The sequence below is a fragment of the Litoreibacter sp. JB4-2 genome, assembly GCF_055693445.1.
Map to the genome: position 1 here is coordinate 62,671 of NZ_CM146334.1, position 26,962 is coordinate 89,632.

At 60.1% G+C, this 26,962-nt stretch carries 26 protein-coding genes and 1 pseudogene; 13 read left to right on the forward strand and 14 right to left on the reverse strand.

The genetic code is table 11. The features are described 5' to 3' along the window. A complete protein-coding gene (locus ACZ1G7_RS00345; protein ID WP_472661363.1) occupies positions 1-1,086 on the forward strand; it encodes a DUF1513 domain-containing protein in 1,086 nt (361 codons plus the stop codon). Positions 1,087-1,201: 115 nt separating this feature from the next. Continuing rightward, positions 1,202-1,846, forward strand: a complete 645-nt coding sequence (locus tag ACZ1G7_RS00350) for a glutathione S-transferase family protein (protein WP_472661365.1) — start codon at positions 1,202-1,204, stop codon at positions 1,844-1,846. Here ACZ1G7_RS00350 and ACZ1G7_RS00355 read toward each other — a convergent pair. The 7 genes from ACZ1G7_RS00355 to ACZ1G7_RS00385 form a co-directional block, all read right to left on the reverse strand. Continuing rightward, positions 1,843-3,279, reverse strand: coding sequence for an MmgE/PrpD family protein (locus ACZ1G7_RS00355; RefSeq protein WP_472661367.1), 1,437 nt, complete (start codon positions 3,277-3,279; stop codon positions 1,843-1,845). The genes ACZ1G7_RS00350 and ACZ1G7_RS00355 overlap by 4 nt on opposite strands. Positions 3,280-3,284: 5 nt before the next feature. After that, complete coding sequence (locus tag ACZ1G7_RS00360) at positions 3,285-4,331, reverse strand: AbrB family transcriptional regulator (protein WP_472661369.1); 1,047 nt, start codon at positions 4,329-4,331, stop codon at positions 3,285-3,287. Then, positions 4,328-5,401, reverse strand: coding sequence for an AbrB family transcriptional regulator (locus ACZ1G7_RS00365; protein ID WP_472661371.1), 1,074 nt, complete (start codon positions 5,399-5,401; stop codon positions 4,328-4,330). The genes ACZ1G7_RS00360 and ACZ1G7_RS00365 overlap by 4 nt, the downstream gene beginning before the upstream one ends. A gap of 1 nt (position 5,402) precedes the next feature. Continuing rightward, entirely contained in the window at positions 5,403-7,040 is a 1,638-nt protein-coding gene (locus tag ACZ1G7_RS00370) for a tripartite tricarboxylate transporter permease (protein ID WP_472661372.1), read from the reverse strand. A gap of 1 nt (position 7,041) precedes the next feature. Beyond that, entirely contained in the window at positions 7,042-7,551 is a 510-nt protein-coding gene (locus tag ACZ1G7_RS00375; RefSeq protein ID WP_472661374.1) for a tripartite tricarboxylate transporter TctB family protein, read from the reverse strand. 113 nt (positions 7,552-7,664) lie between these two features. Continuing rightward, positions 7,665-8,639: a tripartite tricarboxylate transporter substrate binding protein gene (locus ACZ1G7_RS00380; RefSeq protein ID WP_472661375.1), complete on the reverse strand. Its 975-nt coding sequence runs from the start codon at positions 8,637-8,639 to the stop codon at positions 7,665-7,667. A gap of 183 nt (positions 8,640-8,822) precedes the next feature. Then, the gene (locus ACZ1G7_RS00385) at positions 8,823-9,725 is read right to left on the reverse strand and encodes a LysR family transcriptional regulator (protein WP_472661377.1); all 903 of its coding nucleotides are present in this window, start codon (positions 9,723-9,725) and stop codon (positions 8,823-8,825) included. Between the two features lie 111 nt (positions 9,726-9,836). Here ACZ1G7_RS00385 and ACZ1G7_RS00390 point away from each other — a divergent pair, with 111 nt between their 5' ends. The 10 genes from ACZ1G7_RS00390 (at position 9,837) to ACZ1G7_RS00435 (ending at position 20,460) form a co-directional block, all read left to right on the forward strand. Then, entirely contained in the window at positions 9,837-11,375 is a 1,539-nt protein-coding gene (locus ACZ1G7_RS00390) for a CaiB/BaiF CoA transferase family protein (RefSeq protein ID WP_472661379.1), read from the forward strand. Between the two features lie 219 nt (positions 11,376-11,594). After that, positions 11,595-13,142, forward strand: a complete 1,548-nt coding sequence (locus tag ACZ1G7_RS00395; protein WP_472661381.1) for a serine/threonine protein kinase — start codon at positions 11,595-11,597, stop codon at positions 13,140-13,142. Between the two features lie 19 nt (positions 13,143-13,161). Then, positions 13,162-13,788, forward strand: a complete 627-nt coding sequence (locus tag ACZ1G7_RS00400; RefSeq protein ID WP_472661383.1) for a hypothetical protein — start codon at positions 13,162-13,164, stop codon at positions 13,786-13,788. Further along, positions 13,788-14,150 (forward strand): FHA domain-containing protein, encoded by a 363-nt coding sequence (locus ACZ1G7_RS00405; RefSeq protein ID WP_472661385.1) that lies wholly within the window; start codon positions 13,788-13,790, stop codon positions 14,148-14,150. The genes ACZ1G7_RS00400 and ACZ1G7_RS00405 overlap by 1 nt, the downstream gene beginning before the upstream one ends. Then, positions 14,140-15,096: a PP2C family protein-serine/threonine phosphatase gene (locus ACZ1G7_RS00410; protein ID WP_472661387.1), complete on the forward strand. Its 957-nt coding sequence runs from the start codon at positions 14,140-14,142 to the stop codon at positions 15,094-15,096. Before ACZ1G7_RS00405 ends, ACZ1G7_RS00410 begins: the two co-directional genes overlap by 11 nt. A gap of 4 nt (positions 15,097-15,100) precedes the next feature. Beyond that, complete coding sequence (locus ACZ1G7_RS00415; protein WP_472661389.1) at positions 15,101-16,147, forward strand: hypothetical protein; 1,047 nt, start codon at positions 15,101-15,103, stop codon at positions 16,145-16,147. A 118-nt stretch (positions 16,148-16,265) separates the two neighbouring features. Beyond that, positions 16,266-18,335, forward strand: coding sequence for a dynamin family protein (locus tag ACZ1G7_RS00420; RefSeq protein WP_472661391.1), 2,070 nt, complete (start codon positions 16,266-16,268; stop codon positions 18,333-18,335). After that, positions 18,332-19,207, forward strand: coding sequence for a dynamin family protein (locus ACZ1G7_RS00425; protein WP_472661393.1), 876 nt, complete (start codon positions 18,332-18,334; stop codon positions 19,205-19,207). The genes ACZ1G7_RS00420 and ACZ1G7_RS00425 overlap by 4 nt, the downstream gene beginning before the upstream one ends. Positions 19,208-19,308: 101 nt before the next feature. After that, positions 19,309-19,713 (forward strand): hypothetical protein, encoded by a 405-nt coding sequence (locus ACZ1G7_RS00430; protein WP_472661394.1) that lies wholly within the window; start codon positions 19,309-19,311, stop codon positions 19,711-19,713. Positions 19,714-19,719: 6 nt separating this feature from the next. Continuing rightward, positions 19,720-20,460: a hypothetical protein gene (locus tag ACZ1G7_RS00435; RefSeq protein WP_472661396.1), complete on the forward strand. Its 741-nt coding sequence runs from the start codon at positions 19,720-19,722 to the stop codon at positions 20,458-20,460. Between the two features lie 13 nt (positions 20,461-20,473). Here the strand turns inward: ACZ1G7_RS00435 and ACZ1G7_RS00440 are convergent, their stop codons facing one another. Then, the gene (locus tag ACZ1G7_RS00440) at positions 20,474-21,622 is read right to left on the reverse strand and encodes an alpha-D-ribose 1-methylphosphonate 5-triphosphate diphosphatase (protein ID WP_472661397.1); all 1,149 of its coding nucleotides are present in this window, start codon (positions 21,620-21,622) and stop codon (positions 20,474-20,476) included. A 50-nt stretch (positions 21,623-21,672) separates the two neighbouring features. Between ACZ1G7_RS00440 and ACZ1G7_RS00445 the strand changes: the two genes are divergently transcribed. Then, positions 21,673-22,341 (forward strand): DUF1045 domain-containing protein, encoded by a 669-nt coding sequence (locus ACZ1G7_RS00445; RefSeq protein WP_472661398.1) that lies wholly within the window; start codon positions 21,673-21,675, stop codon positions 22,339-22,341. On the opposite strand, the gene phnN is transcribed toward ACZ1G7_RS00445, so the two are convergent. From phnN to ACZ1G7_RS00475, 6 genes and pseudogenes are all read right to left on the reverse strand, one after another. Next, complete coding sequence (gene phnN, locus ACZ1G7_RS00450) at positions 22,323-22,877, reverse strand: phosphonate metabolism protein/1,5-bisphosphokinase (PRPP-forming) PhnN (RefSeq protein WP_472661399.1); 555 nt, start codon at positions 22,875-22,877, stop codon at positions 22,323-22,325. The two genes, ACZ1G7_RS00445 and phnN, sit on opposite strands and share 19 nt — an antisense overlap. Further along, positions 22,877-23,557 (reverse strand): phosphonate C-P lyase system protein PhnL, encoded by a 681-nt coding sequence (phnL, locus tag ACZ1G7_RS00455; RefSeq protein ID WP_472661400.1) that lies wholly within the window; start codon positions 23,555-23,557, stop codon positions 22,877-22,879. Before phnL ends, phnN begins: the two co-directional genes overlap by 1 nt. A 91-nt stretch (positions 23,558-23,648) precedes the next feature. Further along, positions 23,649-24,418, reverse strand: a pseudogene (phnK, locus tag ACZ1G7_RS00460) (phosphonate C-P lyase system protein PhnK). Further along, the gene (locus ACZ1G7_RS00465) at positions 24,415-25,284 is read right to left on the reverse strand and encodes an alpha-D-ribose 1-methylphosphonate 5-phosphate C-P-lyase PhnJ (protein WP_472661402.1); all 870 of its coding nucleotides are present in this window, start codon (positions 25,282-25,284) and stop codon (positions 24,415-24,417) included. Before ACZ1G7_RS00465 ends, phnK begins: the two are co-directional and overlap by 4 nt. Then, entirely contained in the window at positions 25,281-25,880 is a 600-nt protein-coding gene (locus ACZ1G7_RS00470) for an HAD family hydrolase (RefSeq protein ID WP_472661404.1), read from the reverse strand. Before ACZ1G7_RS00470 ends, ACZ1G7_RS00465 begins: the two co-directional genes overlap by 4 nt. Beyond that, positions 25,877-26,962: a carbon-phosphorus lyase complex subunit gene (locus ACZ1G7_RS00475; protein ID WP_472661406.1), complete on the reverse strand. Its 1,086-nt coding sequence runs from the start codon at positions 26,960-26,962 to the stop codon at positions 25,877-25,879. The genes ACZ1G7_RS00470 and ACZ1G7_RS00475 overlap by 4 nt, the downstream gene beginning before the upstream one ends.

Genomic DNA, 26,962 nt, shown 5'->3' on the forward strand with positions numbered 1-26,962 from the left:
ATGCCGCATCCCAAACGCCGCGCCGTTTTGGCGGGTCTGCTGGCCACTGGGCTTGCGCCCAAAGCGTCATGGGCAGACGCAGGCGCCCCCGCGTACCTGAGTGCTGCTGCCTTGCGCAACGGGTCCTACGCGCTCTGCGGCATTGGGTCCGATTTGAGCATTGGGTTCCAAATTCCACTTCCGGACAGGGGGCACGCCGCCGCCGCCCATCCATCCCGACCCGAAGCCGTGGCCTTTGCTCGCCGCCCAGGCACTTTCGCCTTGGTGATTGACTGCCGCTCCGGCGACGTCATGGCGCGGCTGCAGGCGCCACCGGCGCGGCATTTCTACGGCCATGGCGCGTTCTCCCAAGACGGGTCGCTGCTCTATACGACGGAGAATGATTTTGAGGCCGGCGAAGGCCGCATCGGCGTCTGGGACGCAGCGAAGACCTATAAGCGGGTCGGTGAGTTCCCCAGCGGCGGTGTGGGCCCCCATGACATCAAACGGCTGCCCGGCTCCGATATTTTGGTCATCGCCAACGGGGGCATCGCCACGCATCCCGATACCGGTCGTACCAAGCTCAACCTGCCGACAATGCGTCCCAACCTCGCCTATGTTGAGGATGACGCCGTGGCAGAAACGGTCGAGCTGGCCAAACGCCAACGTCGGAATTCGATACGTCATTTGGCCGTTGCGCGCTCTGGTTTGGTGGGGTTTGGCATGCAATGGCAAGGCAATACACCGCCCACATCGCTGGTCGGGCTGCACCGCCGGGGGCACATGCCGATGCTGGCCAAGGCAAGCCAAAAGGACGTGCGCGCATTGAACGATTATGTCGGCAGCATCGCTTTTTCTAAAGACGGCGCCGAGTTGGCCGTCACCTCCCCACGCGGAAATGTCGTGCAGGTCTTCGATGTCAAAGGGGGTGAGATGCAGGGGCAAACTGCCATTTCGGACGCAGGTGGTATAGCCGCCCTCAGCGATGGTTTCCTTGTGTCATCAGGGAATGGAACCCTCTGGTCGTCCAGCCCCGGCACAGGGGCGCAGCATGCGCTTGCATGGGACAACCACTTGGTGCGCATTGGTCCGTCACATTCGGGGTGACAGAGCATGCCCCGCGTTGTCGATTGGGACCCAAACCCCAATCGGCTATTGGGGCTGAGCGCAATCTGCGTCACACTTCGCGCAAACAGGGATCAGAAAGACGGAAGGCAAAGACATGCTGACACTTCACGGGCGCGTCACGTCAAGCAATGTTCAGGCCGTGATGTGGGGCATCGCGGAAATGGGACTGCCACATAAACGTCTCGATGTAGGTGGCGCATTTGGCGGTAATGATGATCCGGATTTTCTGGCAATGAACCCGATGGGGCAGGTGCCGGTGCTGGAAGATGATGGTTTGGCCCTGTTCGAAAGCCAGGCGATCTTGCGCTACTTGGCCGCCAAAAATGGCGCAGCGGAGCTGTGGCCCGCCGATCCCGTGGCGCGCGCTCCGATCGATAAATGGATGGAATGGGCCAAGGTAAATGTCGCCCCGGCCGTGATCTATAAGGTCTTCTGGCAAATGGTGCGCACCAGCAAGCAAGATCGTGACCACGCCAAAATCGCAGAAGGCGCGGCGGAGCTGAAAACGCTCATGGGCATCGCCGACACACAGATAGCTCGAAATGGCTGGCTTGCGGGGCCGCACATGACGCTGGCCGATATCACGTTCGGCACGCAGCTCTATCGCTACTTCACCGTAGATTTCGACCGGGCGGAGCTGCCCCATTTGCAAGCCTACTATGACCGGCTTTGCACGCGCCCGACCTATGCCGAGCACGTCATGGTCTCCTATGAACCGCTCCGGGTTGCAGGCGCTTAGGCGGTTCCGTTCAACGCATTGGCAAAGGTTGTGCCCGCGTCTTCCAAATCAAGCACGTCCCATGCGTGTTTTAGAAGCGCCTCTTGCTGGGCCTCGCTCAGCACGCCGTCGCAGCAGGACCGCGCCTTGTCTTCGACCTCAGCGTCGGTCAGCGGGTTTTCCGGCCCGCCGCGGTAACGCTCATCCGCCCAGCCCGCGACCTCCTTGCCGTCTTTCAGGGTGATCGTGATGCGGGACCGCATCTTGTCAAAACCCTGCGCCTCAATCGCGGGGTCCAGCTCGGTGCGCATCCGGCGCTGCATGGCCTGCATCGCGTCTGATCCCACAAACGCGTCGGAGAATTCGACCTTTCCGGCCTTACGCGCAAGCGCGATCATCGACAGCGCCGCGGGCAGAGAGAATTTCGCCTGCAGATGGTTTTCTGCAATCGGATACCGGATTGGCTTCAATATGTTGGTGCCTGCATGCACGGTCACAGTGTTGATATCATCTGGCTGGATGTCGGCCTCGACCACCAAACGCTGCATCAGGTCAATTGTCGGGTGGGTCAGCACGCCGCACGGGTAGGGTTTGATCGAAACGCCAGGCTCAACCATGGTCCATGTCTTGCCAAAGCCCTGCGACAGCTTTTCGGGGCTGCACCCGCCGCCTTGCACCGCCATAAAGCCCCAAGGCCCATCCAGCGCCTGCGGGTCTGCCGAAAAGCCGCGCGCGGCCAGCTGTGCGGCGGTGATGCCGTTTTCCACGGCGCGGCCCACATGCAGCGGTTTGGTCATGGTGCCAAAGTTGCAGCGAATACCGGCGGCAAGGCTTGCCGCGATGCCAATGCCAGACCGCAGCTCGTCGCCCGAAAGTCCCATCAGCTTGGCCGCCGTGGCAAAGGCACCGAGCGTGCCCACTGTACCAGAGGAATGCATGCCCGACATATAGTGCTGCGGCAGCATCCATTCTGAGATTTTGCATTCCACCTCAAACCCGGTTTGGAAGGCCAGCATGAATTCCCGCCCGGACACGGGCCCCAGCGTTTGCGACATGATGATTGTAGAGGTCAGTGGCGGGATGGTCGGGTGGGTGAGCAGCCCGTAAATATGCGCCGGGTCGATGCTGACCTGGCTGTCATCCCAGTCATGCGCATGCCCTGCTGTGCCAAGCACACGGGCCGCCATCGGGGCGGGAACGCGGGTGTCGGTGGTCAGCAGATTGGCATCCTCACGCCCACCGACGCTTTGTGCCTCGGCGATCAGGATTTCCAGTGAATGCTCCTCACCGCCCGCAACATATAGCCCAAGCCCGTCGATGATACAGCGCTTGCCGATATGCAGCGCGTCTTCGGGGATATCCTCAAACGTGACGCTTTCGATAAATTGCGCGGCCTCTTCCGTGATTGTGGTGCCCTCGGGCATGGTGGCGAATGCGTTTTGTGCGACAGACATTTGGATCAGTTCCCTTGATTGAAGTGCGAAGACAGGCGGTTCCAGATCAGCCCCGCGAAGCTGTTGACCAGAACGGCCCGGATGGATTGGAAGGCGGCGACCATGGCCATATCAAGCTCTAAAGCGCGGGCGGTCAGCACCATCTCGGCCAGGCCGCCAATGGAAAAAGCCAGCACCATGGTCGGCGCGTCCATCGGCAGAAACTGGGAAAACAGAATGCCCAAGCCCGCCATGATGATGATGATTGCCAGCAACGCGGCGCCGCCCACGGCCATGGCGCGGGGCAGGCGGCGCAAGCGCTCACGCTTGAACTTCGCGCCGAGTGAGATGCCGACGATCACCTGCGCGGCGGCCATCAGGGGCGCGGGAATTTGTCCTGACACGGCCCCTGTTGCGGTCAGGCCCGCCACGGCAATCAAAGCCCCAAGCAGCCAGGAGGCGGGCAATTTGACCCGCGCCCCGACCCATCCGCCCAAAAGCGCCACGGCCAGCGTCAACGCCAAAGGGACCAATGCCAAGCCCGCCGCCTCGGTCAGGGTGCCGCTTTGGGGAAAGAAAAAATACAGCGCCAGGGGCAGGATGCCCACCACCAAGGCGACGCGGATCGCGTGGAGCGTGGCAATCGTGGTGCGGTCTGCGCCATGCGGCCCGCCGATATTGGCCATCTCGATGACGCCGCCAGGCATAAGCGAGAAAAAGGCGGTGCTGGGCTCCATCTGGCCGCGCTTTGCGACGACGGGGGTGATCAGCGCGGCAAGGACCACCCCGGCAAACCCCATCACCGCCATCAGCGGGAACCAGCGCCCGATCTCCAGCGCCACAGCAGGGGTAATCGTCAGCCCCACGCCCGCGCCGATCACCGCCAACGACGGGCGGTACCAAATGTTGGGCAGATCGACCGACAGCCCCCGAAAGCTTAAGATACCGGTCACGACCGCGGCGCCCATCAGCCAGGCCAGCGGCAGCCCAAGGCTCGCCCAGATCGCGCCGCCAATGGCCGCCGGAACAAGCGCAATCGCAAAACCGCGATAGGGCAGGCGGTCTAAATTCACGGCGCTTTTTCCAGATCAAACAGGCGGCGCGCCAGGACCGAGCCGGTCCAGATGGTCAGCACGATGCGGGCCAGATGGTGCAGCGCCACCACCACCGGGTTGAAATTCAGCGTCAGCGCGATCAGGCTCATCTCCGCCAGCCCGCCCGCGGCGAAGCTGATAAACAGCGGCGCAAACCCGGCGGGCACATGGTTCACCAATACCGCCGCCGCGGCGCAGGCGAGCAGCAGCATGTAAACGCCCGAGACCAGCCCGGTGCCCAGCCCGCGCGCCAGCACTTTGCGCGATACGCCCGAAAACTGCGCGCCCAGCGAGGTGCCGATCATGAACTGCGCCAGGTTTTGCAGCCAGGCGGGGATGTCGACCGACACGGCCCCCGAAACGGACAAGGCCAGGCCCAAGATCAACGGGCCCGTCAGATGCGCCACTGGCAGGCCTATTTTGCGCCCGGCAAACAGGCCTGCCATTGCAATCGCCAGGATCAAGGCGACGTCGGCAAGGTCATATTGCGCCGCCGCCAGCGTCTCCCCCGCGAGGGAGCCCACGGCGTTGCCCTCCACAAACCAAAACAGCAGTGGCACGCTGCCCACCACCAAGATGATGCGGATGAAATGCTGCGTGGTCACGACGCGCAGGTCGGCCCCGGCCTGCTCCGCCAAAATCGCAGAATCGACAATGCCGCCCGGCAGCCCGGCGAAGAACGCGTCGCGTTTTTCATAGCCGCCCAGACGGCGCATGATCGCGTAATTCCCGGCATGGGCCGTCAGGATGAACACAAAAATCATCGGCAGTGAAATCCAGAACTGCGGCAGCAGCGACAAAAGCTCAGGGGAAAACCGTGTGCCGATCATTGCGCCAATGATGGCAGCGAACAGCAGGCGCACCCAGCGCGACAGCTTAGGCAGTTGCGGCCTGCCGTCGCGCTCATACCACAGAACAAACCCGGCGGTCCCCACGATCCCGCCCAGCATGAACGGCATCGGAAATCCTAGCAGGTAGGCAGCCGCCCCGCCGGCAAGGCCAGAAAGGAACAGGGGCACATAACGAAGATCGAAATCTGCCCCTGTCACGTCAGGCCTCCTCGGCCCCTTTTGCCCGGTAGGTGCTCCAAGTGCGGAAGAACACCACGGCGGCCCCGATCAGCAGGAACACCGGCGCGTAGGAGAACTTGCCTTGGTATTCAAAGCTCAGGAACACCCAGAAGCCAGTGTCGGAGATGATCATCGACTGGCGGAACGCCTCCTCCATGCTGGCCGTCAGAACGAAGGCAATGATGAAGGCCGCGGCTGAGAAGTTCGTGCGCCGCATCGCGTAGCCGATCACCCCAAACAGAAGCGCAAAGCCCACATCCCAGATCGACGCGCGCGACGAATAGCTCGCTCCCAGCGCCGTCATGAAGATGAACGGGTACAGGTATTGCGTGGGCAACAGCGAGATCAGCTTGCCAACGAAAGGCGCTGCGAAATAGCCGATGATGGCATAGCAGGCGATCCCGATCAGCCCGGCGGCAAAGACGCCGAAGATGAACTCACGCGGGCTGATTAGTTGCCCGCCCATGAAGAGCGGCGGTTCAGACGCGAAGATCGTGGGCCCAGGTTGCAACCCGTTCACCAGAAACATCCCGATCAACACCGCTGCAATGGTAGAGCCGGGGATCCCTAGCGTCAGCAGCGGGATCATCGACGGGCCGGACACCGCGTTATTGGCGCTTTCCGGGGCTGCAATGCCCTCCACCACGCCGGTGCCCCATTCGTTCTTGTTCTTGGCGCGGCGCTTTTCCTCGCCGTAAGCCACGAAACACGCAACAGAGGACCCAAGCCCCGGCATCATCCCGATCAGCGATCCGTAGATCGAGGACCTAAACATCAACGGGATACATCGCTTGAATTCGGGCCAAGTAAAGTAATGCGCCGTGGGGTCAACATCGCCCGCGGGTGCCAGATCAATCATCTTCACCTTGGCGGCTTTCTCAGCCTGAATGATCACTTCCGAGATCACGAACACCCCGATCAGCAGCGGCACCAGTGCCATGCCGCTTTCCAGCTCGTCCACGCCCATTGTCATCTTGAACTGGCCGGTGATGACGTCTTCGCCAATTAGGCCAACAACGGCCCCGAACAGCGTCGACAATACGCCTTTGATGATGCTGTCACTGACGACGGAGCCGATCACGACAAAGGCCATCAGGTAGATCGCGAAGTTTTCAGGCGGGCCAAATGTGCGCGTGAAGGCCGCGATGGACACAGCCCCGAAGATCAACACGATCTCGCCAAAATAGTCGCCATAGGCCGACGCCACGGTGGCGGTTTTCAACGCTTTACCCGCTTGGCCCTTCTGGGTCATCGGATAGCCGTCCTGCATGGTGGCAGCCGACGCCGCCGTGCCGGGCGTATTGAACAAAATGGCCGCGATAGAGCCGCCATAGCGGCCCGATTTGCCGATCACGTACAGAAAGGCCAGCCCCGCAAGGCCGCCAATCTCGTCGTTATAGGTGATCAGGATGGGCAGCATCATCGCAATAGCCGCCGCCGCCGTCAGACCCGGCAGCGCGCCAAAGACGATGCCGACCACAGCGGCCAAAAGGACGAAGATCAGGGCAAACGGATCGTTGAACAGGATCACGAAGCCGCAGGAAATGTCGTAGAAGATCGACAGAAAACCCATGGAGTTGAACCACTCCAGAAGGTCAGCGCATTGGTTCTGCATCATTTCAGGTCGCTCCCGTAATCCAGTTGGTGTAGGGACGCATGTCGATCAGCGCGCCTTTCGGGTCATTCAGTCGCATCACGCCCATAAAGAGCAGCTGGAACGCAAAGGCGAGGATCACGCCACCCAAGATCATGGCGACCCAGTTGCGTACTCCAAAAACAAACAGTGCGACGATGAATGTGATAATAAGTGCGGTGAAGTAGCCCACGGCCCAGAACAGCAACACAAACAGCGCTCCGCTGCAGACCACTGCGAAAATGCGTGGCACGTTGCTTTCTTGAAAGCCGTAGCCTTCCTTCAGATCGCCGATGCGGCCGCTAAAGGCGCGAAAGCCCAGCCAAAGCCCGCCCAAGACCAGTGACACGGCCAGCATCATCGGCATGGTGCGCGGGCCAATTGCCTCGCGGGAGGTTTCAATCGTGAACGCCTGAAACACGAAGAACAGACCGACCAGTAAGACGACGATACTGACGCCGTATTCGACCTTTATTTTATAATCATGATTGTCCATCTGCCCCTCCCCGGTGTTGCGTGTCCGCTTCCCGCCCGCGTTTGGGACGGTGAAATCACGCAAGAAAAAACAGGGCAGGCCCTTCTAGAGCCTGCCCTGCGTCGCATCCAAATTTATTGGTTTGCGATGATTTCTGCGACCACTGGGCCCATAACGTCAAACATGACGTCCTGCGCAGCGGTAGCGTCAGCAGCGCTGGTGTAGAAGGCCGCCAGGTCATTCTTGTCCATGAATTTGCCGTAGCCCTCAATCGCGGCAACCGCTTCGATGGCAGCGCCTACGTCTTCTTTGACTTCGTCCGAGACGCCATTGGCGGCAAACAGGCACATCAGCCCAGTGAACTCGATCCCAGGTGTGCCGGATTCGGTGAATGTTGGCAGGTCAGGGGCCATCGGGTCACGCCCTGCGCCAGCAGTTGCCAGGGCGCGAATGTCGGCCTCAAAGCCCGGCAGCGTGTTCACGCCACCAAAGACCGCGTCAACCGACTGTGACACCAGTGCCGCCCGCGCTTTGGAACCACCTTTGAACGGCACTTTCTTGTGCTTGATGCCGTTGGCGTCGAAGAAAACATGGCCGATTGTGGCGTGCATTGTCGCCGCACCGGATGTGCCCCATGTGATTTCCTTGTCGTTGGCTTTTGCGTCCGCAACGAACTCCTCTGCGGTCATCGCGCCGTTCGATGTGTGGACCTGCAGCGATGTCACCAGCTGCGAGGCGCAGCCCGGGTTCACGAAATCATCCGGGATGTGGTAGGGGCGGTCGTCGCCCTTGGCCAGCTCACCCGCGATGAATGTGCCGATGTTGATCATGTACAGCGTGTGGCCGTCGCGCTCTTCGTCCAGAACGGCGGAGGCCGCTTTTTGGCCCGATGCGCCGGGCAGGTTCACAATATATGCGGGCAAGCCGTTCATCGATGGCGCTTGGTGCATGTAGGACGCGAAGCCGCGCGCGGTGGTGTCTGTGCCGCCGCCAGCGGAGAAGCCCACCATGATTTTGATTGGTTTTTCGGGGTAGTCAGCAAGCGCGGCGCCACCGGCCAGCATTGCGGTTGCCGCGATACCTGCGGCGATTTTCTTCGTAAAGTTCATATCTTCCTCCCTAGAAGTAAAAAGAGGTAAGCGTGCCAAAACCAATCTGTAAACGGTTTTATAAGACCGCCTAAAAATTTAGCTGTAGAGCAGGCATTACCTGTAGAGTCCCTTGTATACGTATGCTGCCAACAGCAAGCACATTTGTCTATTCTATTAATTCTAAGGTAGCATGCAAAAATGTTATGCTGACGGCTGTCCCGTTTGCGCATCCAGCATCGAGGTTAGAATCGCGATAAGCCGATCTTTCATCGGGTGGTCCCGAATCTCTGGCGAGACGCAGATCACGTAATCAATCGTCGGCGCGGGCGATAGCGGGATCAGCGTCAGTGCCTCCATGTGAACAGCGTCGACCGTGAAGCGGTCAGTAATCATGTATCCCATGCCCTGACGCACCATGCTGACGGCGGCAAAAGCGTTGGTCACTTCGTGCACCACCGGCAGCTCATAACCTTCCTGCGCCATGGCTTCTTCAATGGCACTTCTGCCCGATAGCGCGGTCACGGCGATGTGGTTATATCCGTCAAGGTCGTCCGGGGTCAGGCTGTCGCGCCCTGCCAGCGGGTGGTCGAGAGGCACAAGGACATCGCATTTGATCCGACGTTGGACGCGCGTCTCGGCAAAGTCGATATGCAGGGGCAGGGCGAAGACGCCCACGTCGAAGCGATCCCAGATCATGCGCCGCCGCATCTCCGTGCGTTTGTGAACCGCCAGCTCAATCGCGACCTCGGGGTGTTCTTGGTTCAGCTTCGCAAGGGCAGGCGTGGCCAGCCCCAAGGCGCAGCGCATTTGCACCATCACCTTGAGCGGCAGGGTCTCGTCATGTTTAAGCGCCCGCAAAATCTCGGGCACTTCTTCGAACGACGCCAATATGCGCGATGCCTCGGGGTAGAACAGTTCCGCGTCGCGGCTGGGGGCCAGGGTCTTGCTGTCGCGAAAAAACAGCGGCGCGCCAAATTCTTCTTCCAATTGCTGTAGCAGGCGTGACGCCGCCGGCTGGCTCAAATTCATCGCCTGAGAGGCCAATGTCAGCGACCCATGTTCCATGGTCAGAACAAATGCACGCAATGATTTGATGGTTGGCATGCAAAATCCTCATAACACGCAGTTTCAAATTTACTTTGCTGATGCGGCGCAGTGCAATAGCTTGTTTGGACCACCCCGGCAGGACAGTCTGGGGTGCAAACGGGGGAGCAGATGTCTCAAACCAAACCATTCGAAGACTTGTTGGTCGTCGATTTCACCCATGTGCTCGCCGGGCCTGCCTGTTCCTACTATTTGGGGTTGCTGGGTGCCGATGTGATCAAGGTGGAATCGCCCCATAAAGGCGATGCGATCCGGCATCGCGGCGGCACCGATGCAGAGGCCGCCAGCCGCGCGATGAGCACGTCTTACCTGACCCAGGGCGCAGGCAAAAAATCCCTCGCGCTTGATCTTGAAACGCCGGATGGGCTTGCGCTTTTTCACGCGCTTCTGGTCCGCGCGGATGTGTTGGTCGAAAACCATATCCCCGAAACCATGCGCGCATTGGGGTTGGATGAGGCAACGCTCGCGGAGCGCCATCCGCATTTGATCCATTGCGCCATGACCGGCTATGGGCGCGGCGGGCCGCAGGAAAACACCGCCGCCTATGACGTTAATATTCAGGCTTCCTGCGGCTTGATGGATGCCACGGGCACGCAAGACAGCGGACCGATCCGTACCGGCGCGCCGGTGCTGGACTATAGCACTGCCCTTGCCGCAGGCTTCGCCGTCTCGGCCGCCCTGTTTGAGCGCCGCAAGACCGGGCGCGGTACTTTTGTCGACGTCTCAATGCTGGAAACTGGTCTGAGTTTGATGAGCTCGACCGTCACCGACTACCTCAAGACCGGCAATGCGCCGAAGCGGCGCGGAAATCTTGCCAATAGCCGCTCCCCGGGGGCGGGAAGCTTCCCGTGCAAAGACGGCACGATTTCGCTTGGCGTGAATGAGGATTCCCATTTTGTCAGTCTTGCGGGCGCTTTGGGGCGCTCCGATTGGCTGAAGGACCCACGCTACGCAGAACGCGCCGCGCGCAAGGCGAATGCGGCCAGCCTCAGTACTGAAATTGAAGCCGAACTGGCCAAGAAAACCGCCCATGACTGGGAACATATCTTGCAAACCGCAGGCGTGCCGTCCGCGCGGCTGCGCAGCCTGCCGGAAGCGCTTGCCTCCGAACAGGTCCAGACGCGCGGCTTCGTGCAAACCCTTTCCGATGGCACGCAGATACCAACACTGCCCTTTCGCATTGGTGGCGCTGCGTCCTACGCGCCCGAAACACCTGCGCCCGGCATTGGCGATCACAGCGCCGAAATCGCGGATTGGCTGCAAAGCGACGCTCCCGGTGCTTCCGCCGCGCAAGCAATCGCTGTACTGCATGCACATATCGACGCGCTCAATGCCCATGACGAAGACGCTCTGGCGCGCACGCTGCATTTCCCCCATCTCCGTCTCAGCGGGTCGGCGCTGACTCAATGGGACACGCCCGAGACCTATTTTGCCGATTTCCGCGCCCGCGCCACCATAGACTGGGCACGCTCCGGCCTCGGCGCCGTCACCCTGTCGCAAGCATCGGAGGTGAAGGTGCATCTTGATGTCGAAATCATCCGCTTTGATGCCGATGATCAGGTGATCGCAACCTTCCGGTCGCTCTGGGTGTTCACCAAAGAAGACGGACACTGGGCCGCCAAGATGCGCTCTTCGTTCGCGCCCGCGTGACAGCCGTATCTGGACCCAGCGGGGTTTTCCCAACGCGGTCAAAGGCTTGCGTGGAGCCGCTAAGAAACTACACCTAAATCATTCTAAAAATTGAATTTATTTGGCTGGACAGGTCTATCTTGAGCCAAATGACTGCCCCCGTTCAGACACAATCTGGACGGCATACATAGTCTCGATTTGCCCACCAGTGGGGGCCGCAACGCAGAATTGTGTAGGGATATGAGCGCAGCACAGGAGAGATATCAAAAGCCGCCGGAGGTCGCGTCGCCCAATGACGCGCTGCCCGCAGGCACGCAGCTGTTGAACGGTCAATACGTGATCGAGCGCTATCTCAGCTCGGGCGGTTTCGGCATCACTTATCGCGCCCATGACAGTCTCGACCGTATGGTGGTGATCAAGGAATGTTTCCCCGAAGCGATCTGCAGCCGCACCAACAAAACGGTGCGCGCCCGGTCGCGCTCACATATGACCGAATTCCATTCGCTGGTCGACATGTTCATGCGCGAGGCGCGCAGCATCGCCAAGCTCAAACACCCCAATATCGTCGGTGTTCACCAGATCTTTGAGGATAACGACACCGCCTATATGGCGCTCGACCACATTGACGGTCGCGACCTGCTGGACACGATCGAAAGCGACGCCAAGGCGCTCAGCCCCGAGCGGATCAAGGGGCTGCTGCTCAAGATCCTTGACGCGATTGAGACGGTCCACAGCCAGGATATGCTGCACCGCGATATCTCGCCCGATAATATCCTGATCGACAAATGGGGCGACCCGATCCTGATCGATTTCGGCGCCGCGCGCGAAGAGGCCAGCAAGAAAAGCCGCGCCCTGTCAGCCCTGTTGGTTGTCAAAGACGGCTATTCGCCGCAGGAATTCTACATCGCCGGCAGCCAGCAGACGCCCTGCAGCGATCTCTACGCGCTCGCGGCCACGTTTTACCACCTCATCACGGGCACGCCGCCGCCCAACAGCCAGTCCCGGCTATCGGCAATCGCGTCACACACCCATGACCCGTATGAACCGCTGGCAGGCCGTATCACCGGCTATGAGCCCAATTTCCTTGAAACCATCGACAAGGCGATGAACGTCTTCCCCGCTGATCGCATCCAAACCGCGGCGGAATGGCGCACGCTGGTGGACGCGGACAGACGGCGTGAGGTCGCGCTGTCGGCGGCGCAAAGCGATCTGCATATCGAGCAAACGGTTGTCGAGCTGATCTCCCAACAACCACCCTCTGGCGGTGGTGATGATGCAGACGCTGTATCGCCCGAGAATGCTGCTTTTGTCCGCCAATCTGTGCGCAGCCGCGATGCCAAATCCAACGCGAAAGAGCCTGCGAAAAAGACCAAGCGCAAGCCGATGAAGCTTGATGAGATTATCGAGCTTGAAATGGCGCGCGACGCCAAAAACGCATCCGCCCAAGCGGCTGCGCTGCCTGTCTTCGCCAAGCCCGGCCGGATCACCATCGGACAGAAGAAAATCACACCAAGCCCGGCTGAGGCCGCACCCACGGGCGAAATCGAATTCCCGGATATCCCCGATATGCCGATCGCCGAAGCCCGACAGCCTAGCAAGCTCAGGGGGGCGGCCACGCTGGTGCTGGTGCTCTCCTTCTTGCTGTTGATGGTCGAAGGCGGGGGCGGCGCTGCTCACCTTGGCAGAACCATTCCTGCACAAAATGACCGACGTGATCCCGCATGGTGCGCTGGGGGTCGACCCGCCTCAACAGCTGTGAGCCCGACAAACGCATCCAAACCTCTGTGACAAACCGGAAAGCAAAAAGATGACCCTGTTTAAAAAAGTCTTCGACAACCATTACTCGGAGGAACAATCCGAGCTGACCTCACAAATGAAGGAAGAGCTTGAATTCGACGACATGGACGCTGACCTGCTCTTCGATGAGGACGAACCAGACGCAGACCCAGCGACAGCCCCAGACGTCTGGACGCATGCCGACGCAGACCCTGCGCCAGAGCCCGCATTCCCCGAGGCGCCCGCTGCACATCTGAACGCCGAACCACATCCCAACAACCCGGCTGCGCCTGCGGTAGAGGCGCCAAAAACCGCGCCCGTCGCCCCGGATGAAGACGCCTTGTCCTTGGCCGAACGCGCGGCAAAGGCCCATGCGCTCATTCAGTCGCAAAAATCAGGCGGTTCGGCGCAAAAGCCGTCCGGAACGCCCCTGCGACTGGAACGTCGGATCACGCCGACACCGGATCACGCGGATATCGTGCCGATCAACCGCGCCGCTGCAAGCCAGGCCGCCAAACCCGCGCCTGAGCCTTCGGACGCGGCGGAACCCACAGCGCGCAAGGGGGTCGTGTCCGCACACGGCTGTTGGGCTTTCATTCTGGCGATGATGCGGGCCTCGACCCGATGCAGGCCCCTCCCGCCGCCAAAGCGGCCTTGATGAGCGTCTATCCTACCGGATGGCTTGTTATCACGGATGGTCCCGGGGAAGGGCACTCCTTCGCCATTCAAGACGGTGTTTCCACCATCGGGCGCGGCGATGATCAGGCCGTCATCTTGGATTTCGGCGATAACAGCATCTCGCGCCAAAGCCATGCGGCGCTCGCCTATGACGCTGAACAGAATAAGTTTTTCATGGGTCATGGCGGCAAATCCAACATCATCCGGTTGAATGGCCGCCCGGTCCTCAGCACCGAGGAACTGCATCACGGCGACACGCTGCGGATTGGCGAGACGACATTGCGGTTTGTGGCGTTATGCGGTGACGCGTTTAAATGGGAAAGGTCAGATAGTGCAGATTAATGAGTCTCAAAAGTTCAGTTTTGACGCTGCTTCGGCGATCAGCTGCGGTGCGCGCGACTATCAAGAAGATGCGATGGTGTCGGAATTTTCCAGCGGCGATGATCTGGGGTTTGTCGTGTTGGCCGATGGTATGGGCGGACATGCGGCGGGCGATATCGCCAGCAAGATCGTCGTCACACGCATGTTCAGCGAGCTGACATTTCAGCGCGACGCCATGTTGCAAGGCGCATCCGGCGTGTGTGAGACGCTGCGCAATGCCGCCAAAAACGCCAATGAATGTATTGAAAACCACGCGCAGGCCAATCCCGACACAAAGGGCATGGGATCAACATTGGTCTCTGCGGTTGTCACGCAAGGCTCCTTGTTCTGGGTCTCAATCGGGGACTCGCCGCTGTTTTTGTTTCGCGACGGCGTGCTGATGCAGCTCAATGAAGATCACTCGATGGCGCGCCAGATCGACCTGATGGTCAAGAAAGGTATGCTCAGCGAGGAAGAGGGCGAAAACCATCCCGACCGCAACGTGTTGACCTCCGCTCTGTTCGGCGCGCCGATCCCGCATGTCGATTGCCCGGCCGAACCCGTGCGCCTGCAAGCAGGTGACACTGTCATCGTCGCCAGTGACGGTCTGCAATTTCTCAGCGATGAGATGATCCAGACCGTGTTGCGGGACCGTCCGCTTAGCCGCAGCACCGAAGTGGCGGATGCATTGATGGCGCATCTCATGATGCTCAACGACCCCGATCTCGACAATGTCACGATCTCTGTCGTTCAGGTCAAACATGCCCGCCAAGATGCCGCTGCATTGGGAACCACCCCGCTTTTGCGCCCGGTTCCGGACGTAGAACCGGAACCCGAAAAGAAGCCAAAAGCACGCGGTTTCTTCTCTGGTCCCGCGCAATTGGCCAGCAAAGGTCGCGGCTTCTTTGCCAGCAAGGCACGTGGGTAGTCCGATGCAGGATGAGGTGGTGGTTGAACAACTGGCGCGGCTCTGCGCCAGCCCCGATCTGGGCGAAAAAGACCGCGAACGCGGCGCGCGCCTCTTGGCGCAATTGGGCAAGCCCGTTCGCGTGGCATTGCTCGGCCCCCATGAGGGGCACAAACAAGCTCTGATCCACGCTCTTGTCGGCGATTGCCTCCCCGCACTGCCGATTGCACCAGTCACCCTCAGCCACGCGTCTGACGCCAGCGATATCGCGGTGCTCCCGGATGGCCGCTGCGTCGATCTGGCCGGGCTCGAAACGCAAGCCGCCGCCGTCACGCTGTACCGCCGCGTGCCTTTTCTTCATTCCGCCACTTTGACAATCCTGCCCTGGGATTTGACCGCCGACACACCGCTCGCCTTTGCGGAAATGGACATCGTCTTATGGTGTAGCGACAGCTTTGACGCCCGCGAAATGGCGCTTTGGGAACCGGCCCCGAACCTGTTGAAAGATCACAGCTTTCTGGTCGCATCCACGCCCGATGCGCCCAGCGTATCAGAGGCCGAATTCCTCGCGTTCTACCATGTCGAACCGGACGCCCCAGCGCATAAAACCTTCGCCTCTGTCATCCGCGACCTGCGCGCGCGGCTCGAATCCGGCCAGGCCGCCGATCTCGACAATGCCGCGCTTTTCGTCGAGATGCACCGCGACGCCCTCGATGCCGCCCCGACGATCCCAACACCTGCGCCGCCGCCCCCGCAACAGCCACCCCAGCACGACCCATATGCCGACGCCATAACCCTCCTGTGCCGCGACGCCACGCAAATGCTGCAGCTTGTCACCGATGACAGCCCCGACGCTGCCGAAACCCTGCTCACCCAATGTGCCCAAACCGGCGAAACCCTCACCACCCTTTTTGAGGCCGCGCCGGTGCCCGCGGACTGGCAAGAAGACATCTTCGCCTGCGCCGATAAGCTCGTGCTGCTCTCGATGGAAAGCGGCACAGAACCCGCGCTGGAAGCCGTCAGCACGCTGTTACAGCTCAAACGCGACTTTGAATGCATGGCCGCGGCCTAAAGGCTGACTTTGTTTACCAGATCGAAAACTATCGCACGAATAATGCGCAGGCGGTCGTGTGAAGACGGCCGCGAAAGCGATGCGTCGGTGGGGCAGGTCGCAATGAAAGTCGAGTAGGATGAACGCTGAAAGTGAGATCACCAAACCCGCGCCAGCGGAGGCGTCGCATGCAAGCGCGCTGATTGGTGCGTCCACCGGTGCGCTCGCAAAATTTGTCGAAAACATGCGCCCGCTCAAACGCGCCCTGCGGCTTATCCTTAAATTTGGCGATCCGGCTGGCCAGAAAACGGCGCGCCGCTTGTCGCGCCAGCTTGCAATGTTAGAGCCGAGCGTGACTATGATCGGCCAGATCAAATCCGGCAAAACCTCCCTGGTCAACGCGATGGTCGGCCAGCCCGGCCTGTTGCCCGCGGATGTGAACCCTTGGACCTCCGTCGTCACCTCGCTGCATCTTCATCCCAAGGAGCTTGACCCGCCCAGAAGCGCCAAATTCCGCTTCTTTGAACAAGATGAATGGGACCGGCTCCTCAAGGGCGGCGGCCGCATTGGGGAGCTTGCAGATCGCGCCGGCGCTGAGGATGAATTGGCCAAGATCAAGGCGCAGGTCGAAGAAATGCGCGAAAAGTCCAAACAGCGTTTGGGCCGCAAATTCGAAATGCTGTTAGGGCAGGAACACAGTTACGGGCATTTCGACAAGGAGCTGATAGAGCGTTACGTCTGCCTTGGCGACGAGTTTGATGATGACGATGGCGGCGGGCGCAGTGGCAGCACGCAAGGGCGTTTTGCCGATATCACCAAATCGGCGGATCTGTATTTCCAGCAAGCCAGCTTGCCGTTGCGGCTGTGCATTCGCGACACGCCCGGGGTCAATGACACCTTCATGATGCGTGAGCAGATCACGATTCAATCGATCCGCGACAGCAGGATTTGCGTTGTCGTCTTGTCGGCGCATCAAGCCCTGTCCTCTACAGATATGGCCCTCATACGATTGATTTCAAACGTGAAATCGCGCGAAGTCATCATCTTTGTGAACCGCGTGGATGAGCTGCCCGATCCCAAAACCCAAATCGCCCAGATACGCGATAGCATTCAAAAGACGCTCGAACGTCACAAGGGCCCGACCGAGGCGGAGATTATTTTCGGCAGTGCGCTCTGGGCGGAATATGCGCAGACAGACCGGTTTGAACAGATGCCCGCCGCCAGTCGCGCGGCCTTTGACGCGTGCCGCGACACCGCCAATATCGACCCGGATGCGTCACAATTGGAAGCCCTGTGGCAGGCCTCAGGCGTGGCCGCGTTGTTTGATACAATCGGGCAACGCGTCGCGACGGGGATGGGTTTTGACGCGGTCAAACATATCGCCTCAGATGCGGGCAATGCGATCAGTGCGATCCGGGCCTCGGACAACCTCGCCGCAAAGGCCCAGATCGGCGACATGAACCTGACGCTGCAACCTGATCAAATCGCGGTAGAACTTGAACAGGTGCGGACCGGTCGCGTCGCAACCCTATCGGATGAGCTTAACGCGCTGCAGACCCAGTTCGAACAGCGCGTCGACCGTGCGCATGAAGGGTTTTTGACGCGCGCGACGGATGCATTGCTGTCGCATCTCGACCGCTATGGGGAACAAAATGTTTGGGAATATGACCCCACTGGCCTGCGGGTATTGTTGAACTCGTCCTACAAAATGTTTGGGCAGAAATGCCAAACAGTTTTCGCCAAACATGCGGGACTTGTGGCCGAAGATATTTCGCGGATCTACCGCGATCATTTGCACCTGCCTGATGATGTGATTGACATCAAAACGCCCCCCGCGCCGCATGTGCCGCCGCCGGTGTCGATTGGCAAAACGATCGCGCTTGATCTCAAGGGAAGCTGGTGGAAAAGCTGGTGGCAACGCCGCCGTGGCTACCGCGCTTTCGCCGAAAGCTTTCATGACATGATCCGCATCGAAACAGCGGAATTGATTGAAAAGCTGAAGGTTGAACAGGCCGATACGCTGCGCAATGCGACGCGTATGCTCTATAAGGATTTTGTGTTCGAGCAGTGCCATTCCCTTGAAAATGTCACGCAGAATGCCGGGCAGGCTGCGCAAAAGGTCGATGAATTTCTTGGGCTCGACACTTTGAAATTGCGCGACGAAGAACTCAACAACGCATTGCAAGCCCTTGATGTGTATTACAAATGACAGAAGGTGTTTCCCCTAAACCCTGTCTCGCATTGATGGGCGAATTCAGTGCTGGCAAAAGCACGTTGGCCAACCTGTTGATTGGCACCGCGCATTTGCCGGTCCAGGTAATTGCCACGCAGCTTCCGCCGGTTTGGATCAGCTATGGTGAAGACGCACCCTATCGCGTTGATCTGGAGGGGGAGCGCCATCCGGTCGATTTGACCCGGCTTGGCGACGCACCGCTAGAAAGCACGGCCTATATCAAGATTTTCACGCCGCAAGATTTGCTTCAAGAATGCGACTTGCTCGATATGCCCGGCATTTCAGACCCCAACATGTCGCCCGATATTTGGCAACGTATGCTTGGGCAGGCCGATGGCGTGATTTGGTGCAGCCATGCGACGCAGGCCTGGCGGCAAAGCGAAGCCGCAGTGTGGATGGAACAAGACCCGCTCTTGTTCCAGAATAGTATTTTGCTGCTGACGCGCGTGGATAAGCTGGTCAATCAGGGGGACCGTGGGCGTGTGTTGCGCCGCGTCCGCACGGAGACAGAAGGGTTGTTTCGCGCCTGCTTGCCGATCTCTTTGCTGCATGCGGTCAATGAAACGGACAATCCCGACCTCTGGTCAAAAAGCGGCGCGTCCGAGTTTGCGCGCGAGCTGGCTCAGCTCTTGCGGGAGCTGAAACAGCAAAAGGACCCCGGTTTTGATACCCAGACGCGGCGGACCGAAGCCGCTGTGCTCGACATTCCGGCCTTCGCACCAGCGCAACCAAAACCCACTGAGGCAGCAGAGCCGCCTCCTGATGCCGCAGAAACCGAAGCGTCCCGGATCGTTCCGCGGCGCATAATGGTGCAACGCAGTCTCCGGAGACGCTCAATACTCGAATAGCGAAGCACCCCGGAGCGGCATTAATCTGTTTCAAACTTTCTTGTCTTACACCTCAACGGGATTTGAAGCGCGGCAAGTCGTCGTGCACGAAAGGCTGGGGTATGACAATCGCTCAAGAGCTCGATCAATTGCGCGCGGGTTTTCCCGATTGCCTGATTGTGGCTTTTGCCGATATTTCAGCAGGGATGGTGCTATGTGCCAGCAGCCACCCCAAGCTGCGGCAGGAACATCTCGACGCCCTTTGCGCCACCGGCATCGACGTCTTGCAGGGCGATGCAAGTCACCAGATTGCCCAACACCTTTCACCCGGCATGACACCCGCGATTTCCGAAGCGATCGTGCTCAACCCAAATGAGGTCGGCATCTTTCTGCGCGCCGCGGGCGAGGGGACGGATGCGCTCTGCTGCGCCTGCCAGCCGGGCATTGATCTCGACGCGTTTCTCGAAAGCTCCAAGCAGGTGTTCGCCGCGGTTCTGGGCACGATCCCCGAACAACGCGCCGGGTGATGTCACGTGACCACGTTTGAGATCCTCAAAGACACGCTGACCGCCCTCGCAGCCCCGGCCGCGTCGCACCCAGACGGTTGGCGCGCCTTGCAAACCGATCCCGCAATGGACCCACGCGCTTGCCTCGACACGGAGGTCAGCCAAACCCGGCTGCCCCGCATCCTGACCTTCCGCAATCATCGCGATGAGCAGTTGATCCTGCATGTCGCCTCGGGCCGTGTGCTCAGCTTGAACGCGACGGACGCAGAAACGCCCACCGCACTTTCAAGCGAAACGCCTGACGAACTCGGTCAGGCAATAGCGCTGCTCGACGCCTTTCTAACAGGGGCGCAATCGCTTGCCGTGCGCAGTCACCCCAAAACCCAACATCCCGAGGGCGCGAGCCTTGGCGTGTCCCCAACCCAGCTCACATCCAACCCCACCACAGAAAATCCGTCGCATTTCCATGCGCTTATGGACAGTCTGCGCCCCAACAGCAGCGCCTGGACCGTTCTGCACTCCGGCCAGCAGGTCGAGCTGGAAGGAAACACCGCGCAGCGCGCGGCCCTCACCAACCTCGCGCAAGACATCGAAAACACAGATCAGGAAGACGAGCCGGGGCTGCATTGCATCTTGCTCAAGCCCGAAGGCCAAAGCGATCTGATCCTGTGCGCAAGCGACATCGACGCGATGGCCTTCGCCGTCATTGATGCGGCGCAGCTGCCCGCCATCCTGCGCGACTGGCAAAACATAATTGGCGCGCGCTAACCCAGCCCGACGGTCAGGCCGCGCGTTTGCCCAAACACCAGACCGCGCGCAGCGCAGGCGTTTTCAGCCGCGTGTCGAACAACACCAGGTCAGCGCGCAGGCCCTTGGCGATTTCACCGCGGTCTTTCAGCCCAAGCGCGCGCGCCGGGTTCGCCGTCACGGTCGCAATGCCCGCGGCCATGTCGTCCCAAATCTCCGACAGCAGATGCGCGCCTTGCAGCAAGGCCGCCGGCACGTAATCCGATGACAAAATATCCAACCGGTTCAACCCCGCCAGCTCGCTCGCCGCGACATTGCCCGAATGCGATCCGCCGCGCACAAGGTTGGGCGCGCCCATGATCGTGGCGATCTCGCATCGGTGGCAGGCATGTGCGGCCTCAACGGTGGTCGGGAATTCCGCGATTTTCACGCCAAGCCCGGCGCTATGGGTCACCTGCGCGTCGGTGGTGTCATCATGGCTGGCCAAAGTCGCGCCAAACCGCATTGCGGCCGCGACGGTGGCCGCCTCATGCGTCGCGCCCAGCTTTTCTTGCAACCCGTATAGGAAATCGACGTAGTCGCCAAAACCTTCGCGCGACAGACCGTTCTTGCCGCAAACATAATCCTCAAATTTCTGAAGGTCGCGGAACTGGCGCTGCCCCGGCGTGTGATCCATCAACGAGACGATCCCGACCTTGTCCTCCGGCCCGAACTCGTCCAGCTCTTCGATCAAAGTTTCTGAACAGTTTTCAGCGCGCAGATGAATGTGGTGGCTGATCCGCAAAACGCCAGCGTTCCGCATCGCCAAAATCTCATCCGCCATGCCGCGTGCATATTTTCCGTAGCGCTTTTTGCCCCCGTCAGAGACGATTGATCCCACCCGGATCGCGTCAAACACGGTGGTAATGCCGGTGCCCGCAAGCTCCCGGTCATGTGCGATAATCGCGGGCCCGTGCGGCCAGTCGACCTTGGGGCGCGGCTGCATATGGCGTTCCAGATTGTCGGTGTGCAGCTCAATCAACCCGGGCGCCAGATAGGCGCCCTCGCAATCAATCGCGCCCACCGGCACGCCGGTTCCTTGCGAAATTTCCGCGATCAGACCGTCGCGAATGACCAGCCCGCCGGTCACGACCTCATCTTTGAGAACCAGTTTTGCATTGGCGAGGATCGTGTCATTTGTCATGGCAATGTTACGCTTGTTGTGCATCGCTGTCGCGAGCTGAGGAGAGGGATATGTATCAAAGATACGCGGTGTATTTCACGCCTGAGGGCGCATTGGCGGCGCGTGGCGCGGACTGGCTGGGGTGGGATGTCGCACGCGGTTGCGCCGTGGACCACCCTCAAATCGACGGGCTTGATGTCGCTGACATAACGGCGACCCCGCGCAAATACGGGCTCCATGGCACGATCAAACCACCGTTCTTTTTGGCCGATGGCACGGATGCGGCGGCGCTGCAAACGGCTCTCGCGCAGCTTTGCACCACGCTCGCCCCGGTCACGATGGACGGCTTGCAGGTTCAGGAACTGGCGGGGTTCATCGCGCTGACGCCGCTGGGCAATCAGACCGCACTTGCCGGCTTGGCCGCGCAGGTCGTCACCAAGCTTGACCATTTCCGCGCGCCACCCTCGGCGGCAGAGCTTGCCCGGCGCAAATCCAACAGCCTTTCGAAGGCTCAGGAACTGCATCTGGCCAATTGGGGTTACCCCTATGTGATGGATGAATTCCGCTTTCACATCACCCTGACAGGGCGTTTGCCCGACACAGGCGCGGCCCTCGGCAAGATTGCGCCCCATTTTGCGCCGGTCTTGCCGCGCCCGTTTGCGGTCACAAATCTCACCTTTGTCGGACAGGATAGTGCGGGGATGTTTCATGAAATTCACCGCTACGCGCTCACCGGGTAAAGCATGTCTAGGGCGCGGGCGACCGTGCCCTCCAACGCCGCGCTATTGTCGAGCGTGATCGCGTCAACCCAGTCCGGCAGTTCATAGTTGGCGCGGTCCAATCGCCGTCCAATTTCCATCTGATCTTCGCGCCCGCGTGCGATCAGACGTTGTTCCAACACATCGCGATCCGCGGTCAGGGACAAAACCTCAAACCGGTCAAACCGCAACCGCGCCTGATCCAAAACGCCGCGCGACAGATTGGCCAAGACGTCATGGCCTGCCTCAAGCAGCGCATCCACCTCCGTTGGGATGCCGTAATACATCCCATGCGCGGGCCACCACAGCGCGAAACCATCCGCGTCGCGTATTGCCTTGAACGCGGCGGTATCGACGCCGTCAAAGGCTTCGCCACCCGCATCAGATGGTCGCGTGATCACGCGGCGCGCAAGTTTTATGCGCGGATCCGCGATTGCCATGGCTTCCATCACGCTGTCCTTGCCCACGCCTGACGGCCCGACCACGGCAATGAAACGCCCGGCGGTTGTCGCGGGCATCAGTTCATACCCGGTGTGAATTGCGCGACATCAACCGCCCGGTCACAAACCTGCGTCCGGGCCGCATCGTCATGGAAAATCCCGACAATGGCCGCCCCGCGCGCCTTGGCGGCGTCGATCAGCGACAAGACCGTGGCGCGGTTTGTTGCGTCCAGGCTGGCCGTCGGCTCATCAAGCAACAAGGCCGGGTAGGGGTTGGCAAACCCGCGTGCAATATTGACCCGCTGCTGCTCCCCGCCCGAAAAAGTCGTGGGGCTTAGACCCCACAGGGTTTCAGGAATGTTGAGCTGCGCCAGCAGGTCGCGCGCGCGCGCATTTGCGGCGTCGTGGCTGTGCCCCGTCAGCAAAAGCGGCTCCGCCACCACATCCAGCGTCGCCACGCGCGGGACCACGCGCAGAAACTGGCTGACATAGCCCAACGTGTGTTTTCGCAGCTCCAGGATGTCGCGGGGCTTGGCCGTGGCCACATCCGTGTCGCCGATCATAATGCTGCCAGACGCCGCCAGGTAATTGCCGTAGAGCATGCGCATCAGCGTTGATTTCCCCGCGCCAGAGGCCCCGGTCAGCGCCACGCATTCGCCGGGTGCGACGCGCAGCTCGGCCTTGTCCAGCACCGGGATCACCGCCCCGCCCTGATTGTGCAAGGTGAAGCTTTTGGAGAGGTTTTCGACCGCGATCATAGCTTTCCAAATCCTTAACATTTTTGGAAAGAGGAGCCTTTCCAGTGGGTTACGAGATTCCCCGCATGCGGGGGAATTTGTTTTTTGGCCGCTAGACCTGCAAGACCGACGAGACCAGAAGCTGCGTATAGGCATGCTGCGGGTCATCAAGCACCTGATCGGTGAGCCCGCTTTCAACGACATGCCCGTCCTTCATCACCATCAACCGATCCGCAAGCAGACGGACCACCGCCAGATCATGCGTCACGATGATCGCCGACAATCCCATCTCTCGCACCAGCTCACGCAGCAGGTCCAATAGCCGCGCCTGAACTGACACATCCAGCCCCCCGTCGGCTCATCCATGAAGACCAGCCGGGGTCCCGTCACCAGATTTCGCGCGATCTGCAGCCGCTGCTGCATCCCGCCCGAAAAGGCGGTGGGGCGGTCATCAATCCGGTCCGCCAAGATTTCCACACGGCCCAACCAATCCGTCGCCGCCTCCCGGATATCGCCATAATGACGCGCCCCCACCGCCATCAACCGCTCACCCACATTGCCGCCGGCGCTGACATTCATCCGCAACCCGTCACGCGCATGTTGGTGCACGAAGGCCCAGTCCGTGCGGCCCAGCATCCGCCGCTCAGGCTCGCTCATCGTGATCGTGTCGCGCAGCCCGTCTGTTTTGGTGTCGAAGCAAACAGTGCCGGTATCCGGCTCCAAATGGCCCGCGAGACAATTCAGAAGCGTCGATTTGCCGGAACCCGACTCGCCGACAATGCCCATGACCTCACCGGGATACAGGTCGAAGGCCACGTCCCGGCAACCGATGCGTTGCCCGTAGAATTTTGAAAGGTCTGAGACTTGCAAAAGTGGCGTCATGCGACTTCCTCCTGCTCAGGGACGAATTGAACACCGTGATGACCGGCCGCGCGCCGAGATTGACAATAATCAGTATCCGAGCACATGAACATCCGCGTGCCGTCATCATCGACGATCAGCTCATCAAGGTAGCTGTCCTCGGCCCCGCAAAGGCCACACGCGTGATCGGCCTTACTGGCTTCAAACGGAAAATCATCGAAATCAAGCGAGACAACCTTCGTATAGGGCGGCACCGCGTAAATCCGCTGCTCCCGTCCAGCGCCGAAGAGTTGTATCGCGGACATCTCAAGCTTGGGGTTGTCGAATTTCGGGATCGGGGACGGGTCCATCACGTATCGCCCCTCGACTTTGACAGGATAGGCGTAGGAGGTCGCGATCGCGCCATGCTGCGAAATATCTTCATAGAGCTTCACATGCATGAGCCCGTATTCTTCAAGGCTATGCATCTTGCGCGTCTCAACTTCTGAGGGCTCAAGGAAACGCAAAGGCTCTGGAATTGGCACCTGATAGACCAGAATTTGGTCGTCTCGCAGCGGCTCTTCGGGGATGCGGTGACGGGTCTGGATGACGCTGGCCTCTGACGTGGCTTCTGTGACCGCAACGCCTGCCGTTTTTTCAAAGAAACGCCGAATGGAGACTGCGTTCGTTGTGTCATCAGCGCCCTGATCAATAACCTTGAGCCGGTCGTTGGGCGTCAAAACAGCGGCCGAGACCTGCACGCCGCCAGTACCCCAGCCATAGGGCATTGGCATCTCGCGTGAGGCGAAAGGCACCTGATAACCGGGGATGGCAAGCCCTTTCAGGATCGCGCGGCGGATCATGCGCTTTGTCTGCTCATCGAGATAGGCGAAATTGTAGTCGTTCATAGCAAACCTCTTGCGTGCAACGCGGCCTCCAAGGCGGGGGCATCTGTGAAGTGGATGGCATCCATTCCGGCTGCGCGTGCGCCTGTCACGTTTTTTAGGCTGTCATCAATGAAAACGCAGTCTTTCGCTGCTACATTTGCACGCGCGCAAAGCGTTTCAAAAATCTGGCGATCAGGCTTCATTACCTTTTCCTCTCCCGAGATAACCAATGTCCCAAACACCTCCGCCAAGCGCGGTTGCGATTTCAATCCTTCGGGCCATGTCTCGGCAGACCAGTTGGTGATCGCATGGGTCGGCACGCCGCGCATTTTGAGCGCGTCGAGGACATCCCATGTGCCGGGCACCTGATCCTTGACGGTGCGGGGATAGAGCGCGACATATGCGCTGAACCGGTCCTGATCTTCAGCAGTGTCCAGTTCAGCCGCCATGTCCGCAAAGCTTTCGCCAGCATCGGCGCGCATGTTGCGCGCTTTGAAATCGACGCGCTCCATAAACGCAGCGGTCTCGTCTGGTCCCAGCTCAGGTTCCCAGGCTAGATGAGGCTTCCAGTCAACCAGAACGCCACCGATGTCGAATACCACCGTTGTAACGCTCATTCTGCGGCCTCCGGGACATCGCTTTGCGTCTCTCGTCGCAGCTTGCGGATTAGTTCCAGCTCCGCCTGGAAATCGACGTAGTGGGGCAGCTTGATATGTTCCAGAAAGCCCGTCGCCTGGATGTTATCGGCGTGGTAAAGCACGAATTCTTCGTCCTGAGCGGGGGCGCCGACATTGTCTTCGCCCAGCTCTTTCCAACGCAAGGCCCGGTCGACCAAAGCCATCGAAATGGCTTTGCGCTCTGACATTCCAAAGACCAGTCCGTAGCCGCGGGTGAATTGCGGGGGCTCAGTTTTAGAGCCTTGGAACTGATTTACCGTTTCGCATTCGGTCAGCTGGATTTCTCCGATTTCGATGTCGAACCCCAACTCGGGTATGTGCATTTCGACGGGTACGGTGCCGATACGCAGCTCGGCCACGAAAGCGTGGTTGCGCGCGTAGCCGCGTTGCGTCGAATAGGCCATGCCGAGGATGAACCCTTCGTCGCCGCGGGTCAGGGATTGCAGGCGCAGATCGCGGCCCGCTGGCAACTCAAGCGGTTCGCGCGTCAGGTCAGAGGGCGCATCGTCGCTGAAAGGCTCGTTCTGTATCAAATCTTCCCGGTCGAGGAAGGTCATGATATGCGGCGTTGGTTCTTGGCGGGCGAGCGCCTCCGGCGCCTCGTTCGTTTCCCCGTCGGCGGCGAGTTTGAAGTCTAACAATCGGTGCGTGTAGTCGAAGGTCGGGCCCAAGACTTGCCCGCCCGGTGCGTCCTTGAACGTAGCTGAGATACGTCTGTCGCACGCCATGCCATCCGTATCGATTGGATTGGACGCTCCAAATCGGGGCAGGGTGGTGCGGTAGGCGCGGATCAAGAAAATCGCCTCGATCAAATCGCCGCGCGATTGTTTGACGGCCAATGCCGCGAGGTCACGATCAAAGAGCGAGCCCTCGGCCATTACGCGGTTCACTGCCAAGCTCATTTGTTCGCGGATTTGCGCGATTGAAAGCTCTGCCACATCAGCGTCGCCGCGCCGTTCTTCGGCCAGCCACGCATGCGCGTTATCAATTGCCCGCTCTCCGCCCTTTACTGCAACATACAT

Bases quoted from the DNA above. Each gene is read 5' to 3' on its own strand.
- ACZ1G7_RS00345 (WP_472661363.1), top strand. From the start codon at position 1: ATGCCGCATCCCAAACGCCGCGCCGTTTTGGCGGGTCTGCTGGCCACT.
- ACZ1G7_RS00350 (WP_472661365.1), top strand. From the start codon at position 1,202: ATGCTGACACTTCACGGGCGCGTCACGTCAAGCAATGTTCAGGCCGTG.
- ACZ1G7_RS00355 (WP_472661367.1), bottom strand. From the start codon at position 3,279: ATGTCTGTCGCACAAAACGCATTCGCCACCATGCCCGAGGGCACCACA.
- ACZ1G7_RS00370 (WP_472661372.1), bottom strand. From the start codon at position 7,040: ATGATGCAGAACCAATGCGCTGACCTTCTGGAGTGGTTCAACTCCATG.
- ACZ1G7_RS00375 (WP_472661374.1), bottom strand. From the start codon at position 7,551: ATGGACAATCATGATTATAAAATAAAGGTCGAATACGGCGTCAGTATC.
- ACZ1G7_RS00380 (WP_472661375.1), bottom strand. From the start codon at position 8,639: ATGAACTTTACGAAGAAAATCGCCGCAGGTATCGCGGCAACCGCAATG.
- ACZ1G7_RS00385 (WP_472661377.1), bottom strand. From the start codon at position 9,725: ATGCCAACCATCAAATCATTGCGTGCATTTGTTCTGACCATGGAACAT.
- ACZ1G7_RS00390 (WP_472661379.1), top strand. From the start codon at position 9,837: ATGTCTCAAACCAAACCATTCGAAGACTTGTTGGTCGTCGATTTCACC.
- ACZ1G7_RS00395 (WP_472661381.1), top strand. From the start codon at position 11,595: ATGAGCGCAGCACAGGAGAGATATCAAAAGCCGCCGGAGGTCGCGTCG.
- ACZ1G7_RS00400 (WP_472661383.1), top strand. From the start codon at position 13,162: ATGACCCTGTTTAAAAAAGTCTTCGACAACCATTACTCGGAGGAACAA.
- ACZ1G7_RS00405 (WP_472661385.1), top strand. From the start codon at position 13,788: ATGAGCGTCTATCCTACCGGATGGCTTGTTATCACGGATGGTCCCGGG.
- ACZ1G7_RS00415 (WP_472661389.1), top strand. From the start codon at position 15,101: ATGCAGGATGAGGTGGTGGTTGAACAACTGGCGCGGCTCTGCGCCAGC.
- ACZ1G7_RS00420 (WP_472661391.1), top strand. From the start codon at position 16,266: ATGAACGCTGAAAGTGAGATCACCAAACCCGCGCCAGCGGAGGCGTCG.
- ACZ1G7_RS00425 (WP_472661393.1), top strand. From the start codon at position 18,332: ATGACAGAAGGTGTTTCCCCTAAACCCTGTCTCGCATTGATGGGCGAA.
- ACZ1G7_RS00430 (WP_472661394.1), top strand. From the start codon at position 19,309: ATGACAATCGCTCAAGAGCTCGATCAATTGCGCGCGGGTTTTCCCGAT.
- ACZ1G7_RS00440 (WP_472661397.1), bottom strand. From the start codon at position 21,622: ATGACAAATGACACGATCCTCGCCAATGCAAAACTGGTTCTCAAAGAT.
- ACZ1G7_RS00445 (WP_472661398.1), top strand. From the start codon at position 21,673: ATGTATCAAAGATACGCGGTGTATTTCACGCCTGAGGGCGCATTGGCG.
- phnN (WP_472661399.1), bottom strand. From the start codon at position 22,877: ATGCCCGCGACAACCGCCGGGCGTTTCATTGCCGTGGTCGGGCCGTCA.
- phnL (WP_472661400.1), bottom strand. From the start codon at position 23,557: ATGATCGCGGTCGAAAACCTCTCCAAAAGCTTCACCTTGCACAATCAG.
- ACZ1G7_RS00465 (WP_472661402.1), bottom strand. From the start codon at position 25,284: ATGAACGACTACAATTTCGCCTATCTCGATGAGCAGACAAAGCGCATG.
- ACZ1G7_RS00470 (WP_472661404.1), bottom strand. From the start codon at position 25,880: ATGAGCGTTACAACGGTGGTATTCGACATCGGTGGCGTTCTGGTTGAC.
- ACZ1G7_RS00475 (WP_472661406.1), bottom strand. From the start codon at position 26,962: ATGTATGTTGCAGTAAAGGGCGGAGAGCGGGCAATTGATAACGCGCAT.